Here is a 15,797-nt window from a genome sequence, read left to right on the forward strand (position 1 = left end):
TCATCGAGCAATCGAGGTCTCACGCATGCCCTCAACGAAGAGCAACAACACCTTGCGAACGGTGCGCGAAGCGACGTTCGACTTTCTACGGTCCGCCGGAGTAGATATCTTCTTCGGCAACCCCGGATCGACCGAACTGGCCATGCTGGATCGCTGGCCCGAGGATATCCGTTATGTGCTGGGTTTGCAGGAAGCCTCCGTTGTCGGAATGGCCGACGGATACGCGCGGGCCACCGGCAAGGCCGCTTTTGTGAATGTCCACTCCGCCGCCGGCCTCGGGCATTCGCTCGGAAATGTCTACACGGCGTATCGGAACCGGGCTCCGATGGTAATCATCGCAGGCCAGCAGTCACGCGAACTTTTGTCCAACTATCCGTTTCTTGGGGCTTCCAACGCGGTCGATTTCCCTAAGCCTTACGTGAAATTCAGCGTCGAACCGGCGCGCCCCGAAGACGTTCCGGACGCCATCGCCCAAGCCTATCGCATCGCGATGCAGCGCCCCTGGGGGCCGACATTCGTCTCAGTTCCCGCGGATGATTGGGGGCATAGTTGTGCGCCCCTCACGCCGAGAACGGTTTCAACCGATTGCGCACCGGACCCGGCCCTTATCGAAGAGGCTGCGCGCCTGATCGACGGCGCAAAAAAGCCGGTGTTCGTCGTCGGCGCCGAGGTCGACGAAGAGGGCAGGGGGGAGGACATGGTCCGGCTCGCGGAACGCATCGGTGCGCTGGTCTACGCCGCGCCGTTTGCTGCCAGGATCGCATTTCCCGAGACTCATCCACTCTTCGCCGGGTTCCTGCCCGCAGCGCCGGAGAAGGTCTCGCAGACCCTGACGCAATTCGATGTTGTGGTCGCCGTCGGTGCCCCGGCGTTCACCTACCACGTGCCAGGCAGATCAGAGCTCGCCGAGCACGACCTGACAATTATCCATTTGACAGTCGATGCCGCGACGGCTGCTTCTGCGCCCTTAGGAATGAGCATTGTCGGCAGTCTCAAGTTCGCACTGCCGCAACTTGTCGGTCAGGTGGCCCAGAGCGAGCGGCCTGCCCCAAGTCCGCGCCCAGCCATTCTAGCCCCGGCAAAGGCCGCCGCCATCACCCCCGAAATGCTTCTGTGGGAATTGGGACAACGACTGGACCAAGAATCCGTTCTCGTGGAGGAAGCTCCCTCGCTCAGACCTTTGATGCAGCACTTTGTTCGCCTCACCGAGTGGAGCGGTTTCTTCACCATGGCGAGCGGCGGGCTTGGGTACGGATTGCCGGCGGCCGTGGGCCATGGCCTCGGAAGGCCCAACCGAAAGACCGTCTGTCTGATCGGCGACGGGTCGTTCATGTACTCACCTCAAGCGCTTTGGACCGCTGTCCAGCAAGGCTTGGACCTGACCGTGATTGTCGTCAACAACGGTGGCTATGGAGCCATGCGGTCCTTCAGCAAGGTACTCCAGGTACGCGATGCTCCCGGTATCGAGATTGACGGTCTGGAGTTCCCGAGCCTGGCACAAGGGATGGGATGCCCCGCCCATCGCGTCACCGAACCGGAAGAACTGGCGGCAGCACTTGACGCCGCCTTCAACGCCAAGGGGCCCTATCTGCTCGAAGTCGCAATCGGAGCCGAAGTTCAGGTGCTCTACTAGAAAGTCACTGCAACGGACCCAAACCAAGAACAAGGGTCCAACATTGGGAGGAAACCATGACCAACAACGATCAAAGAACGACTGAAGAACGCCGCTGGCGCGGTGTGACAGCCATCACGCAATCCATGTTCGGCGCGGCGCTCGCGACTGCGATTTTCGTGGTGCCAGCAACCGCACAAGAGATCAAACTCAAACTGCATCATTTCCTGGGACCGAAATCGCCCGCGCAAACCCAGATGCTCGAACCTTGGGCGCAGCGGATCGAAGAGGCATCCGGCGGACGTGTTGATATCGAAATCTATCCCAGCATGTCTCTTGGCGGGACACCGCCCGAGTTGATCCGTCAGGTGCGCGACGGTGTCGTCGATATGGTCTGGACACTGAACGGCTATACGCCGGGCCTCTTCCCGCGAACGGAAGTGTTTGAACTCCCCAACATTCACCGGAACAATCCCGCCGCAACGAACCTTGCCATGGCGGACCTGTTCGATACCTATCTGGCGGAAGAGCATGTGGGTGTGAAGGTCCTCTTCCAGCATGTCCATGCCGGCCAAGCCATCCAAATGGTGGACACCGAGGTACGTTCGCCTTCGGACCTCGCGGGCAAAAGCTTGCGTGTTCCGACCCGCACGGGCGCCTGGGTCGTTGAAGCCCTCGGGGCCAATCCGGTCTCGATGCCGGTCCCGGATTTCCCGCAGGCCCTGTCGCGGGGTGTTGTCGACGGTGGGCTTGTACCCTATGAGATCATCCCGGCTCTCCAGCTTCAGGACCTGACGGATTACCAGATCGAGCTGGACGGCGGCGGGCGCCTCGGAACAAGTGTCTTCCAGGTTTCGATGAACCTCGATCGATGGAATAGCCTGCCCGAGGATATCCAGCAGATCTTCCTCGACAACTCTGGCGAGGCCTGGCTCCGTGAGGTCGGCGATATCTGGGCGGAAACCGACGTCTATGGTTTGGAGATCGCGACTGAGGCCGGCAACACACCGATCACCCTAACAGGTGAAGAAAGCGCGGCATTCGAAGCTGCGGTAGAACCGGTCGTGACGCGGTGGGTTGAAGAGGCCAACGGTCTTGGCATCGATGGTCAAGCCCTTGTCGACGCGGCACGTGCGTCGATCACGGCGCATTCTGAATAAGGTTGGGATCATGACGGCCACGAAACTCGAAACCGGCGTCTATGTCTCGTTCGCCTATCGTCTTTGCAAATGGTGGGCGATTGGCGGCGGGATCATCCTGTTCGGGATCGTGGCCGTCAACGTGGCAAGCGTTGCCGGGCTGGCGATCTGGAGGAGCCCGATCCCCGGCGTCTACGAAATCGTCCAAATCGGTGTAGCAGTCGCCATGTTCATGATGTTGCCCTATTGCCAGATCACCGGCTCCAACGTTTCGGCCGACATTTTTACGGCATCCTTGCGGTCTCAAACGGTTGCGTTTCTCGCAGGCATCGGCGCATTCCTTGGCGGGCTGTTCGGTCTGTTCCTCATCTGGAGGATGAGCCTCGGCCTCGAGGACGTCTACGTCTACCGCGAGACGACGGCGATCTACCAGTTTCCAATCTGGATCGCCTACGTGCCGGTCCTCCTTTCACTGGCGCTATTTGTTCTGGCCGCCGTCGCCAACATGATCCAGACATCGCGCGGCATTCTTCCCGAACGGGTCGACTATGACATCGACGGCTGAGCGACTGTCCCTCAGCCCCCAAAAAACTCAAGGAACAATAAATTGGGCGAAGAATTCCTGACCGGGCTAACCGGGCTCTTCTTTCTGGTGCTTCTGATCGCAATCCGGATCCCGATCGCCTTCGCGATGGCCCTTGTCGGCATGGTGGGTATCTATCTGATTTCCGGGTCGGCAATCCTGCTATCGCAGATGAAGTCGCTCGCATTCGGAACGTTCACAAATTACGATTTGTCGGTGGCCCCGCTCTTTATCCTCATGGGACATCTCGCGACCCGGGCCAATCTCTCCTTCGGTCTGTTTCGAGCTGCGAATGCCTGGTTGGGGCATTTCCGTGGTGGAGTTGCCATGGCCGCGATCGCCGCCTGCGCGGGGTTCGGGGCGATTTGCGGGTCATCGCTCGCGACGGCGTCGACGATGGGCAAAGTCGCTTTGCCAGAACTTCGTCGGTACAAGTATTCACCCGCCCTTGCGACGGGCACCCTCGCCGCGGGCGGGACGCTTGGTATCCTGATCCCACCTTCCATCGTTCTGGTTGTCTATTCGGTCATCGTCGAGGCCAATATCGTTGAGATGTTCTCGGCAGCGATGGTGCCCAGCTTTGTCGCCATACTGTTTTTCATGCTCGCAATCGCGATCTACACGCGCGTCGCGCCGGACGCCGGACCAAAGGGCGGACGCGTAGATCGGCAGGAACTGCTGTCTGCGACACTCGGGGCAATCCCCGTGACTTTGGTTTTCGGGATCGTCCTCGGCGGAATGTATCTTGGACTCTATACCGCAACGCCCGCGGCGTCGATCGGTGTGTTTCTGGTGCTGGCCTACGGTGTGCTGCGCCGGGTCTTGTCCCTGCGCGATATCGTCGAAGCAATTCTCGCCACGGCCAAGAATGCCGGCATGATCTACCTCATCGTGCTCGGAGCCGAGCTGCTCAAGATTTTCATGTCTCGCGGAGGCGTTCCGCAAGCGGCAGCCAGCGCGATGTTGGAGTCCGGCCTGCCACCCTACGTTCTGCTCCTCGTCGTCCTTGCCGCCCTGATCGTCATGGGAATGTTCATGGACTCCCTGTCGATCATCCTGCTGACCCTGCCATTCTTCTGGCCGGTAATTTCCGAACTGGATTTCGGGCTAACGCCGAACGAGACGAAGCTTTGGTTCGGGATTCTGGCGCTGATCGTGGTCGAACTTGGACTGATCACCCCACCGGTTGGTATGAATGTCTTCATTATCAATGCTTTGGCGCGAGATGTGCCGATGATCGAGACCTTCAAGGGCGCGCTTCCCTTCTTCCTCTTCGAGGTCGTGCGCGTCATCCTCTTGGTGGCGTTTCCTGTTATCGTCCTGGCGTTTCCGGCATGGATATCCTGACGCCAAGAACAGGGCTTTTTTGGCGACAATGTCATCTGGACAGTACTGTCAGCGTGTTCCATTTAGGACGGGAAACGGTAAAACAACTGAGTTTCACCACGGTACTCGGCCCCGTGTTTACTGTACAGGAGTTGCAATTGGCGGAACAACTGAACAACTCCGTACTAACAGCTTTCGAAATTCTGGACCTACTGTCCCGGGATCGGCAAACCATCACTAGTCAGGACTTATGCAACGAACTTGGCCTAGGGTCGGCGACTGCCCATCGCTTTCTTCGAACCCTTGAAGTGGCAGGCGCATTGTCGCTTGAAAAGCGCGGCCAGTATCGGTTGAGCCCCAAGCTGATAGATATTGGAGCCTCCGCAGTTTCCGCCAATGCCGGCCACCGCTACGTGCATGAAGTGCTCGAGGAGCTTGCCCGGGAGAGCCAGGAGACCGCGCTGGCGGCGATCATGAGGCGCGGGAAGGTTGTCATCATCGCCCGCGCGAATTCACCGCGTCCATATTCGGTGCACATGAACGTGGGGGCTGAACTTGAATTGCATTGCACGGCGAATGGAAAAATCTGGCTCGCGAATATGAGCAACGATGAATTCCGCGAATACTTACATCGTGAACACAGAACTCAGTTTACTTCAAATACTCTTCATGAGGAGCTGGCCATAACAGAGGAAATAGAACGCGTCCGAGAGAATGGTTATTCGGTATGTATTGCGGAGCGAGAGGAAGAAGTTTCAGCTACAGCGGTCCCAGTCTACACATCTGGCGGATCATTGTTGATGAGTATTTCTCTTTTTGGCCCGAGATCTCACTTTACATCCGACTTTCAAGAAATGGCACATACCTTGCTAGAGAAAGCCGCTAAACGTATTGGCTCCGCGTTAAACTGAAAACGGATATATGAGATCTCCACAGTTATGAGCTGGACCAATAATGCCTTCGGGCGTCAAAAATTCCGAGATTTTCTAAGGGAATATCAACATAAGAAGTCTTATGCGATTTTTGGCCAACCCCAAATTTCCCTGTAGAATTCGTCCTCTACAACCTCCCTGTGGACGACCGACTGGCGGCACCGGTATGGCCGGTGCCGCCCTTTTCCGAAAGAACGATTGAACGGTCCAATATGTTTGCGAGACGGATCATCCCGTGACCTGCGTATCGGCAGGCATCCCATTACGGCGATCTCGCGCCGTTCCAAGAAATCTTCTCTGCACCTCCGAATGTAACATATATCGCGTGGCGATATTTCGCGCATCATGTCCGTTTCGCGGGCATGAACTTGCGGGACCGTGTAGCACTGAACATCCAGGAATTGAGACGCGCCCGCGGCCTCAGCCAGGAGGAGCTTGCTCATCAGGCCGACGTGAGCCGCGGCCATATGGGCAAGGTCGAGAACGCCAAGTTCGCGGCGTCCCTCGACCTCCTCGAACGCATCGCCAAAGCACTCAATGTCGACCCCGTCGAGCTTTTTGCGAAACGCTAGTCCGTTTCATCCGAGTTTGATCACACAGCTCAGCAGAAAAGAGACAACGGCAAGAACGGTACGAGTGGCGCGGGTACATGGCGAAGAAAAAGACTGGCTGGCCTTTCCAGGAAGGGTTTCTGAACGACGGTGCGCAGGAGATTCACCTGTTCACCGATTACCGTTGGAATGACGGCTCGGTGAGCCGCCGCTGGCATGTCGATCCGGAACGCTTTGATGCAGATCTTGCCGAGCTTCGCTCAATTTCCCTGGAGGCATCGGACCGTTCGGATCAGTAGGAAAACCACTCCGAGTGGCCCATGTTGCCCTCGTAGTCTCCGTATTCGACCATGATGCTGTGCGAATAGAAGTACGAGGAACTGCCGCCGCTCGGATAGGCGATCTCCTGACCGCTTTCCGAGATGAATGTCATGGGCCAGGGCGTGTGGGATCGGTAGACCCGCTGGATGTACCGGCAGGTGCGGTTCTCTCGGTCGCAGGAACGAAGCGACCAGTCCCAATACTGATCGCCTCCCCTTTCTCTATAGGCTTGACCGGTGAACCAGATCACATGGGTGCGGTTCAGCCATTCGTATTCGGGCAGGTTGGTGTCGAGCTCGCCCTCGCCGCCAGGCCCGCCAAGTTCGACCGGCACATGGGCGAAAGTGCAGACCCCGAAGGGCGGCAGGCTCGGCCAAGGCGTGATCCGCCGGATCATGGTGCGATAGGCCCGTGCGCAGACCGCGCTCGGGGGGAAACCACCGGCCATGCAGAGCATAATGGCGCAGTCGATGTCATAGGCCTGCGCCTTCTCCGGGGTTCGCGGAGCCATGCTTCGCCCAGATCGAAGGCTTCGGCAGTTATGGCTTCCCGGAGAGCCATGCGGCGAGCTTCGCGCGGCTGGTCTATATCTCGGCCTGGCTGAAGCGCCACCATCCGGCGGTCTTCACCTGTGCCCTGCTGAACAGCCAGCCAATGGGCTTCTATGCCCCGGCTCAGCTGGTCCGTGACGCGCGTGAGCATGGCGTCGAAATCCGTGCCGTATCGGTCAATCATTCGGTCTGGGACTGCACTCTGGAGCCGCGCGGCGACGGAGCGCTGGCGCTGCGACTCGGGTTTCGGCAGATCAAGGGGATGCGGGAGGAGAATGCGGCCTGGATCGAGGCCGCCCGCGGCAACGGCTACCCCGATGTCGAGAGCCTCTGGCGCCGGGCCGGTGTCAGGCCGGACGCACTGGAAAGGCTGGCCGAAGGCGACGCCTTCGCCTCGCTTGGCCTCAATCGGCGCGATGCGCTCTGGGCCGCCCGGGCGTTGCGAGGGCCAAAGCCCCTGCCCCTCTTCGGCGCCGACGGTGAGGGCGGAGCGGAACCGGAGGTTGCGCTGCCGGCGATGACGCTGGGCCAAGAGGTGATCGAGGACTACCTGGCACTGCGGCTTTCTCTGCGCGCCCATCCGATGGAGTTGCTGCGGCCCCGCCTGCCGGACAGTCTGCCGCATGAACGTCTTGATCGGGCCACCGGTCGCATCACGGTGACGGGTCTTGTGATCACGCGGCAGCGGCCCGGCACCGCCTCGGGCGTGATCTTCCTGACGCTCGAGGACGAGACCGGCGTGTCCAATGTGGTGGTCTGGAGCCGGGTTTACGAGACCTTCCGGAAGGCAGTGATTGCCGGGCGGCTGCTGCGTATCACGGGCCGGATCGAACGTGAGGGACAGGTCGTCCATCTGATTGCCGAGCGGATCGAGGACATCTCGCCGATGCTTTCGAGCCTTGGACGACCGGTGACCAATATTGGTGACCGTCGGGCTGAGCCAGAGCATGGACCGACGCACGGCAGCACAGGATCAACCGCCCGGCATCCGCGCGAACAGGCTAAGAAGCTGTTTCCGAGCCGGGATTTTCACTAGCGAAGTGATTGATTGGGGTCACCGTAGCCATCACCGAAGCGTTAAACATCCTCGAAGCGAGGATGTCCAAGAACTATGCCTGCAACAGGTTACGGTCTGTTGCAGGCTAGACGATTTGCTCACGGACCCTTGTTTGGGCGACCAGACTCAGTTTGCCTTTTCAAGCAGTGACACTGACATCTCGATCCGGCGAAGTTGCTGACGAAGTGGAGCGCAATCTGGATAGGAGCCCTTCAACTTTGGCGCCAAACTTAGAAGATTGGAGATCACGTCTTCTTTCGAGCGCAGCGCCTCCAGAAACGCCTGATCCCGATCAGTCCAACCGTAGTAGATTTGGTCAAACTCACGCTTCTCGTAAAGCTCGGGTCCTTCTTCAAGAGCCAGCCAGTTTTCGAGATCGGATCGCAGCGAACTCATCCGCGTATAGACGGTGTTGCGCGAAAATTCCGAGCGCATCGCAGTCTTGATAATGCGACCTGCCTCAATGTGTCCTTCAATCCCAAGCTCACCGGCAGGACGACGATCACGACAACCCGGATTGTAGCTACATGGCACCGATGATTTGCTTGCCGACGGATAGATCATGCCTTTGCATCTCGCCCGACGCTCATCCTGGCGGGTTGTCGCCATTGGGCTCAGAAACGTCTCCCAAGACGGACCTGAATCGCCGGTCCATCTCTCGCTGACAATGGGCGCTGGCATGGCGTCGATCTTTCGCATCAGCACATTGAGATCGTATCCGGCGCGCCCATCTACGGCGACGTAGAGGTCGCAGTCGGATGGGCGATACATGCCTGGCCACACGCTCTTCTCGATGCGCCAACCGGTGCGATCAGCCCACGCAGCCCGCGCTTTCTCGTCCGGCACATTCCCATAGGGCTCGTCAATCAGGACAAACTGACCGTGCACGTGGTCGATCCAGGATGTAGCGTGATCCGTGTTGGCGAGATGCTGGATCTCGAAGAGCACCCACAAACCGTGGTGCTTCCAGGCGATGAGCAGTGGCATGCCCACGAGCTGTGCGTAAGCGTTGAGCTTGTCGAGATAATGCGGCGCGAAAGAGAGCGTTGGTTTCGCTTTCGACTTCACTTCAATGAGGACGGGTCCGGAATGTTCAAACTCGACTAATAAATCCGGAACCTGATAGAGGTCGCGCGAGTTCGTTGGTGCTTGATGCTGATCGAGCTTGTGAACGAGGCGGGCCTTGCCGAGCCAACTGCAGATGGCCGTAAACTCGTCTTCGGCGGGCAGACCCTGGTCTAATCGTCTGACTTTGTCGGCGACTTTCTTCGGGTCGTCATTCCAACCTAGCTCTGAGAGGACCTCTTGAATCAATCGATCGCTATCGTCTGTCTCCGTCATACACGCACCTAGAATCATATTCATAAATCCGCTTTGAACGCGGAGTTAGCCATATTGAGCTTGCCTGGACGGTAGTATCATAATAGAAAGTCTGTGGGTAGAGCGGATTTTGGAATATGATACCTCAGCGCACCTCTAGTTTGGCGACCTATGTTGAAGAGCTAGCGTCCAGCGGCCGAACCTGTTTCACCCGCGAGAACGCAGTAGAGGCGTTAGGGGTTAGCCATGGAGCGTTTCTCGATGCGGCCGCGCGCCTCAAAAGGCGGGGTCACATCTTCGCGCCGCGCCGAGGTTTCTACGTCATTACGCCCACACGGTATTTGAAGTGGGGTGCACCGCCACCAACTTGGTACATCGATGCTATGATGAAGGATGCGGGGCGACCTTACTATGTGGCGCTCCTGAAAGCCGCGGAGCTCCATGGGGCAGCTCATCAAGCGGTCATGGAGTTCCAGGTCGTCACCGACCGGCAGTGGAAACCCATCCGGGCCGGACGTTCAAAACTCGCCTTCTATTTCCGCAGGGACATTGAACGCGTCGGACAAGGCGTCGAGCAACGAAAGACCGACACGGGTTCGATGCGGGTGTCGTCGCCAGCGCTCACCGCGTTGGATTTGATACGCTATCCGCATGCGAGTGGTGGTGTCGATCATGCGGCAAGCGTTCTCAATGAGCTTGCCGCCCATATTGACCCGATGCAGTTTGATGCACTGGCGCCGAGCTTTGAGCGGTCTGTCGTCCAACGCCTCGGCTATATCCTCGAGCATCTGGGACATGACGAGCTTGCTTCCTGCTTGGAGAAACATATCCGGAACGGCAATGTGCCATGGGTCGAGCTTGATCCTAGAGAAGTAAATGCAATCACCGCCTACGATGAGCAGGTGCGAAACGCACGTTGGCACATCATTGTCCGCCGCCCAATTGAGGTTGATGAACAATGATCCCCGAAACCAACATCACAGCTTGGAGCTTGATCGCGCCGTGGGCCGAACCGAGGCAAGTCGAGCAGGATCTGATTATCTCTCGCGCGCTCGTCGAGATCTTCAATCACGATCTTCTGGGAACTGAACTGAGGTTCCGAGGGGGCACAGCCCTCAACAAGATCATCTTCCCGGAACCGTTGCGTTATTCGGAGGATATTGATCTCGTCCGCACAACGGCAGGACCAATCGGCCCCATCCTTGATGCAATGCGAGACGTGTTGGAGCCTTGGTTGGGACAAGCGAATTTTGCGTCGAGCCAGGTCGCGCCGAAGCTGCGTTTTCGCGTTCCGGCTGAGGATGATCCCGAAGCGCAGATCCGGTTAAAGGTAGAGATCAACATCGCTGAAATCGACGCTTTCGACCCGCCGGTTTCGATCCCATACGCCGTCGAGAACCCGTGGTTCACAGGAAACACGACCATCGCATCCTTCTCCCCGGAAGAACTGCTATCGACAAAACTGCGTGCCTTATTGCAACGCGACAAAGGGCGCGATCTTTTTGATCTCGACCATGCGTTAGATGCGCTTCCCGAACTCAATCTCGGTCGGGTTGTTGAGTTGTTTGTCCGATATCTTGACCAACAGGGTCAGGCTATCTCGCGGGCAGAGGCTGAGCAGCGGATGCTGGCGAAGTTCGCACGCCCGGATTTGCTCGGGGATATTCGCGCATTGCTGACCCCTGATCGTGCAAACTCGCTGGATGCCGCTGCCGGTCGAGCGGCGTTTCTCAGGGTATTCACCAATGTGATTGCTCTAATCCCTGGGGATAGGTGGGCGCGCACTGATGAATTGGCTGAGACCTTGGGTTTATCTGAAATCATTGGGGTGAACTGATGTCCGCGCGGGTCTATGTTTGCTTCGGTATTGATGTATTGGGCAGGTATTATGAACCAAGCTGAGTTTGCGCGAATATTTTGCGAGCGCCCCGAAAGCTTCGCATGGTTCCTTGGGGCGGGCGCGTCGCGTAATGCGAATCTTCCGACTGCAGAAGATGTCATCACAGACTTGAAACGACGGTATTATTGCAGTGAAGAAAACCAGAACTTCTCAACAAAGGATCTACAAAACGACGCGGTAAGGGCGCAAATTGAAGGCTACTTGCGATCACGCGGATTTCCAGAGCGCTGGTCTGCCGAAGAGTACACGACATATTTTGAGACGATTTTCGGAGAAGACCGCGAGCGTCAACGGAACTATATTTCGAGTATTTTGGCGGAAGATCGTGTTCGTTTAGCCGTAGGAAACCGCGTATTTGGCGCTTTGTTGTCAGGCGGCTTGTGCCGCATGGCGTTTACGACCAATTTTGATCCGGTTGTCGAAAAGGCCGTTGCGGAAATATCTGGGAAGCCCTTGTCAGCCTATCACCTTGAGGGCGCTCACAACGTTGTATCGGCGCTCAACAACGAGCAGTTCCCTATCTACTGTAAACTACATGGAGATTTTCAGTACGACAGCATCAAGAATTTGTCGTCGGATCTGGCAACGCAGAACGTTCAACTCTCTCAAAGCATGACAATGGCAGGGGCGCGGTTCGGTTTTGTGGTCGCCGGATACTCGGGCCGCGACGAGAGTGTCATGGCTCTGTTTCATGCCATATTGGAAGCACCCAACCCGTTTCCGCACGGACTCTATTGGATGAAGATGCGGGGTTCGACGCCGATTGACAGCGTCGCATCGCTAATGAAAGGCGCGAAGGCTGCCGGGGTTCGCGCTGATTTCGTGGACATTGAGACTTACGACACAGTTATGCTTCGGCTGTGGCGCAATCTTCCAAATCAGCCAGATGGCTTGGATGCGAAGGTACGCAAAGGTCGAGCGGGGACTGTCCAGATCGCGGTGCCGGAACCGAAGGGTACCAAGCCGCTTTTGCGGTTCAACGGCCTACCAGTGACCAAAGTCCCCACGACATGTGCCGAAGTAAAGTTGAAGACCACCTCAAGCTGGGAAGCGATTGCCGACTTCAAGCGACAGCCGGAAACGAGTGCGGTTCTCACCTTTGACGGCAAGGTCCTGGCTTGGGGTGGGCGACAAGATATCGAAGATACTTTTGGTGCAGAGTTTCTCGGTAAGAGTGAAGTGACGTTCGATCCTGACTGGCGATCGGGCTCACGACTTCACATTAAGAACTTTCTCGAAGAGGGACTGGCGCGGGCGATCTGCCGGGTGCGGCCGCTCCTCCAACGGCGGCAGGGGTCGGGGGTCTCTTTGATCGTTGATCATAAAGCGCTGGACGTTGGCATCCTGGAGGATTTGCACCGCGAGACCGGCAAGGTGACCGGATCCGTGCCGGGTCTGTCCCTACCGGCTACTGAGGAGCATGAGGCAGTACACCAAGTTCACTTCGCTGAGGCGGTGCATATGTCGCTTGGCTATGCGGACAATCGGCTTTGGCTACTTCTAAAACCTGATGTCTGGATATGGCCAAGATTTGCGCGGCAGCATGCAACGAACTTTTTGGACAAGCGTAAGGCTGACCGACGCAATGACAAACATGATCGGATGCTTTCGGCTTGGATAGGAATCCTATCGGACCATGCGGGCAGAGATGTCGAAGTGACCTTCTCGCCGTTTGATGGCGATACGGGATTTGCAAACCCAGTATTCGGATTCTCGACGCAGACAGGTTTTGCGATGAAGAGGGGCAGGACATGACTGATGCGCTTCCGGCATATTCAATCGCTCCAGAACCAGAGCTAATTTTTCATGGTGGTCGGACGGACCGGCACCCTCTGCGCGGTCTCATCGATCACGGCCCCTTCAGTCTCAGGTTCGGGGCACCTTCGGTGGTTCGGTTCGCTGTTGTTGCTCCACAAGCCGACTTAGCGCGGATCGATGGGTTGGTCCGGGAACTGGGCTCACCGGCAAAGCCGAAAGAGGCGCCGGCCTACTATCCTGAGTATCCAGGTTTTGAAGCACTCATGCGCACGCCGATTGCCGATGTCGATGAAGCGATGCGTTTTACGCTGCCGGATGACCTGAACCGGCTTGCAGCGGCGCGCGATAAGATGGGCTTGGCGCGGGCTTTGCTCAACGAAGTAATCAAGCTCCGTGCGGAACGACAAAGATTTGATGTCGCGCTGGTCTACCTCCCGCGCGCTTGGAGTGATTGCTTTGAGGGTGAAAGCTTCAATCTCCATCACTTTATCAAAGCTTACTGTGCGCCCACCGGTATTCCGATCCAGATATTGAACCAAGACAGCTTCGATAGATCGTGCAGGGCCAATGTGATGTGGGGTTTGTCTGTTGCTCTGTTTGCCAAAGCTCGGGGCGAGCCTTGGAAACTTACGGGGCTTGATCCGCAAGAAGCCTTTATTGGCATCAGTTACGCAACACGGCGAAAAAATGATGGTGGAGGTCAAGAGTACACGACCTGTTGCAGCCAGGTGTTCGATCCTGACGGAACGGGATTTCAATTTGTGGCCTACGACGCGAAGGAGTTCACAGAGGATCGCCGTCACAATCCGTATCTTTCGTATTTCGAGATGCAGTCGGTTCTAGCGAAGAGCCTGCACGTCTATCAATCAGGCCATGTCGGTAGAACGCCGAAGAAAATTACGATCCACAAGAACACCGAATTCAAGGAGGAGGAGATTGAAGCGGCGCTTGATAGCTTCAATGACGGTACGGAAGTCGAACTTGTGCAGATTGTCCAATCCACCGATTGGATGGGTCTGCGATACACCTCTGGAAAGTCGGCGCAGCAAGGCAATCGTGCTGAGAAGCCCAAACCCTACAATTACCCAGTCGAACGCGGCACCTACGTGCCAGTCTCGTCATCTGAGGCCCTAGCTTGGTCGCAAGGCAGTGTCCTAGGTGTTCAACTGCAAAATCCACGCTACAACGTCTACAAGGAGGGTGCCCTCAAACCAACGCCGTCGCCGCTCTTGCTGCGACGTTTCTCTGGAGATGGCGGCTGGCATGAAACTGTCAGCGGTATCCTCGCGCTGACCAAAATGGATTGGAACAACAACACCCTTTACAAGAAGCTACCGGTAACGATGGTTTACTCGGGCCGTTTTGCAGAGATCATTCAGCAAAATCCTACGCTTGTGGACCAAGTGTTTGATTTCCGGTGTTTCATGTGATCCCTCCTTTCTATTGCAGACATCGTGGAGTCTGTGAAAGCCGCCCTAATCGTAGAAGCTTTTAAGGCCCGCGCAGTGGCGATGTTAGCCACTGAGGTCAAAAACCAAAGTCATGGCATGCGGCTAAGACCGAACCTAAGCGTCAGAGCCTTGTAGCTCCAGCTCCGGCAGATCCCGCAAGCTCTGCAGATCGAAGGTCATTAAGAACGTCTCTGTCGTCACGAAGGTATGCGGCGCCCCGGGTCTCGGCGACCGCGGGCCGCTCGCGATCAGGTCCTTGTACCGCAGCCGGGCCAAAAGATCGCGGCTGACCTCCTTGCCAAAAATGTCCGCCAGCCCCGCCCGGTCGATCGGCTGGTGATAGGCGATCGCGCAGAGCACGCCCATTTCCATTTCAGTGAAGGCCAACGACTGCTCGCCAAGATCGGCCGCCGCCTTGATGGCATCGGCAAACTGCGTCCTCGTTCGGAACATCCAGCCGCCGGCCACCTGTGCCAACTCATAAGGCCGCCCGGTGAGCTCGGCCTGGATGTCCTCGATCAGCATCTCGACCGAGGCCCCCTGCCCCACGACGCGCGCCAGGTCCTCACGACCGACAGGCGAGGCACTGGCGAAGAGCACAGCCTCGATCCGCCCCATCCATTCGCGCCAGCGCAACTCCTGCGGCAGATCGTCGAGCTCCCGGTCAAAGACGGCGCCACCCTCGTCCGCCGGTTTTCGTTTCCGGGTCGCGACCGTCATGGCGCGATCCCATACAGCCGGAACGTCGCCCGCCCGGTCAGTTCCCGTGCCACGCCCAGCTCGACCAGCCGGTCGCAGAACCGCCGAGCAGCGCGGTCGGTCATGGGGATCGAGGTGCCCCGGATGCGCGGCGACAGCATCGACGCAGGCGCCACGGCATCCTCGGTCAGGAACAGCTCGACCGCCGCGTCCGATCTTTTGGCTCGCAGTTTTGGTGCGACGGCGCGAAGCGCCTCGGCGCGACGAGCCAGTTCGCGCGCCATCCGGATCGTCCCTTCGATGGACTCGTGGACCCGGGCCTGCGCTGCCAGTTCTGCGCCCTGCCCGTTCGCGCTTAAGTCACGTAGCGCCGTCTTCGTCAGGTGCTGCGCCGAAACCGGCAGCACCGCCTTCCGGTTCAGCGCCCGTGCCAGGACAACATCGGATAGAAGGCAGGCGACTCGTTCCGCCCTGTCGTCGGCCTCAAGCACGGCGCGCAGGGCGGCGACGCAGCCCGACAACGGACCATGGTGTCACTGTACCCTAATTAATCAGATTCTGCGGGTTCAGGGCATTTTGGGGCACTTTTGTACCCTT

The 15,797-nt window shown here is 57.8% G+C and carries 15 protein-coding genes and 1 pseudogene; 12 read left to right on the forward strand and 4 right to left on the reverse strand.

All coding sequences use genetic code 11. The annotated features are described in order from the left end of the window. Nucleotides 1–25 precede the first annotated feature (25 nt). The 7 genes from mdlC (at nt 26) to AC13C2_RS00625 (ending at nt 6,442) form a co-directional block, all read left to right on the forward strand. Nucleotides 26–1,633, forward strand: a complete 1,608-nt coding sequence (mdlC, locus tag AC13C2_RS00595) for a benzoylformate decarboxylase (protein WP_482885615.1) — start codon at nt 26–28, stop codon at nt 1,631–1,633. A gap of 56 nt (nt 1,634–1,689) precedes the next feature. Further along, nucleotides 1,690–2,772, forward strand: coding sequence for a TRAP transporter substrate-binding protein (locus AC13C2_RS00600; protein WP_482885616.1), 1,083 nt, complete (start codon nt 1,690–1,692; stop codon nt 2,770–2,772). Nucleotides 2,773–2,782: 10 nt separating this feature from the next. Beyond that, nucleotides 2,783–3,316: a TRAP transporter small permease gene (locus AC13C2_RS00605; RefSeq protein WP_482885617.1), complete on the forward strand. Its 534-nt coding sequence runs from the start codon at nt 2,783–2,785 to the stop codon at nt 3,314–3,316. A gap of 42 nt (nt 3,317–3,358) precedes the next feature. Beyond that, nucleotides 3,359–4,681, forward strand: coding sequence for a TRAP transporter large permease (locus AC13C2_RS00610; protein ID WP_482885618.1), 1,323 nt, complete (start codon nt 3,359–3,361; stop codon nt 4,679–4,681). After that, the gene (locus AC13C2_RS00615; protein ID WP_482885619.1) at nt 4,669–5,571 is read left to right on the forward strand and encodes an IclR family transcriptional regulator; all 903 of its coding nucleotides are present in this window, start codon (nt 4,669–4,671) and stop codon (nt 5,569–5,571) included. Before AC13C2_RS00610 ends, AC13C2_RS00615 begins: the two co-directional genes overlap by 13 nt. Before the next feature lie 383 nt (nt 5,572–5,954). Further along, complete coding sequence (locus AC13C2_RS00620) at nt 5,955–6,164, forward strand: helix-turn-helix domain-containing protein (RefSeq protein ID WP_482885620.1); 210 nt, start codon at nt 5,955–5,957, stop codon at nt 6,162–6,164. Nucleotides 6,165–6,241: 77 nt separating this feature from the next. Continuing rightward, complete coding sequence (locus AC13C2_RS00625; RefSeq protein ID WP_482885621.1) at nt 6,242–6,442, forward strand: hypothetical protein; 201 nt, start codon at nt 6,242–6,244, stop codon at nt 6,440–6,442. Here AC13C2_RS00625 and AC13C2_RS00630 read toward each other — a convergent pair. Next, on the reverse strand, nt 6,436–6,975 hold the full coding sequence (locus AC13C2_RS00630; RefSeq protein ID WP_482885622.1) for a hypothetical protein: 540 nt from the start codon (nt 6,973–6,975) through the stop codon (nt 6,436–6,438). The two genes, AC13C2_RS00625 and AC13C2_RS00630, sit on opposite strands and share 7 nt — an antisense overlap. Between AC13C2_RS00630 and AC13C2_RS00635 the strand changes: the two are divergent. Beyond that, a pseudogene (locus tag AC13C2_RS00635) lies at nt 6,966–8,051 on the forward strand (helix-hairpin-helix domain-containing protein); the annotation flags it as partial. The gene AC13C2_RS00630 and the pseudogene AC13C2_RS00635 overlap by 10 nt on opposite strands. A gap of 147 nt (nt 8,052–8,198) precedes the next feature. Here AC13C2_RS00635 and AC13C2_RS00640 read toward each other — a convergent pair. Then, entirely contained in the window at nt 8,199–9,413 is a 1,215-nt protein-coding gene (locus AC13C2_RS00640) for a DUF5623 domain-containing protein (RefSeq protein WP_482885623.1), read from the reverse strand. A gap of 116 nt (nt 9,414–9,529) precedes the next feature. On the opposite strand from AC13C2_RS00640, the gene AC13C2_RS00645 reads away from it, so the two are divergent. From AC13C2_RS00645 to AC13C2_RS00660, 4 genes are read left to right on the forward strand one after another with little or no spacing between them, the layout of a single operon-like run. Then, complete coding sequence (locus AC13C2_RS00645; protein WP_482885624.1) at nt 9,530–10,354, forward strand: type IV toxin-antitoxin system AbiEi family antitoxin domain-containing protein; 825 nt, start codon at nt 9,530–9,532, stop codon at nt 10,352–10,354. After that, a complete protein-coding gene (locus AC13C2_RS00650) occupies nt 10,351–11,229 on the forward strand; it encodes a nucleotidyl transferase AbiEii/AbiGii toxin family protein (protein WP_482885625.1) in 879 nt (292 codons plus the stop codon). The genes AC13C2_RS00645 and AC13C2_RS00650 overlap by 4 nt, the downstream gene beginning before the upstream one ends. 15 nt (nt 11,230–11,244) lie before the next feature. Continuing rightward, nucleotides 11,245–13,047 carry an SIR2 family protein gene (locus AC13C2_RS00655; protein ID WP_482885626.1) on the forward strand — a complete coding sequence of 601 codons (1,803 nt, stop codon included), beginning with the start codon at nt 11,245–11,247 and terminating at the stop codon, nt 13,045–13,047. Beyond that, nucleotides 13,044–14,480, forward strand: a complete 1,437-nt coding sequence (locus AC13C2_RS00660; protein ID WP_482885627.1) for an argonaute/piwi family protein — start codon at nt 13,044–13,046, stop codon at nt 14,478–14,480. The genes AC13C2_RS00655 and AC13C2_RS00660 overlap by 4 nt, the downstream gene beginning before the upstream one ends. 135 nt (nt 14,481–14,615) lie before the next feature. On the opposite strand, the gene scpB is transcribed toward AC13C2_RS00660, so the two are convergent. Both scpB and AC13C2_RS00670 read right to left on the reverse strand, forming a co-directional pair. Continuing rightward, the gene (gene scpB / locus AC13C2_RS00665; protein ID WP_482885628.1) at nt 14,616–15,221 is read right to left on the reverse strand and encodes an SMC-Scp complex subunit ScpB; all 606 of its coding nucleotides are present in this window, start codon (nt 15,219–15,221) and stop codon (nt 14,616–14,618) included. Beyond that, nucleotides 15,218–15,721, reverse strand: a complete 504-nt coding sequence (locus tag AC13C2_RS00670; RefSeq protein WP_482885629.1) for a DUF1403 family protein — start codon at nt 15,719–15,721, stop codon at nt 15,218–15,220. Before AC13C2_RS00670 ends, scpB begins: the two co-directional genes overlap by 4 nt. Nucleotides 15,722–15,797: the final 76 nt, after the last annotated feature.

It is taken from the genome of Jannaschia sp. L-14R (assembly GCF_056857695.1).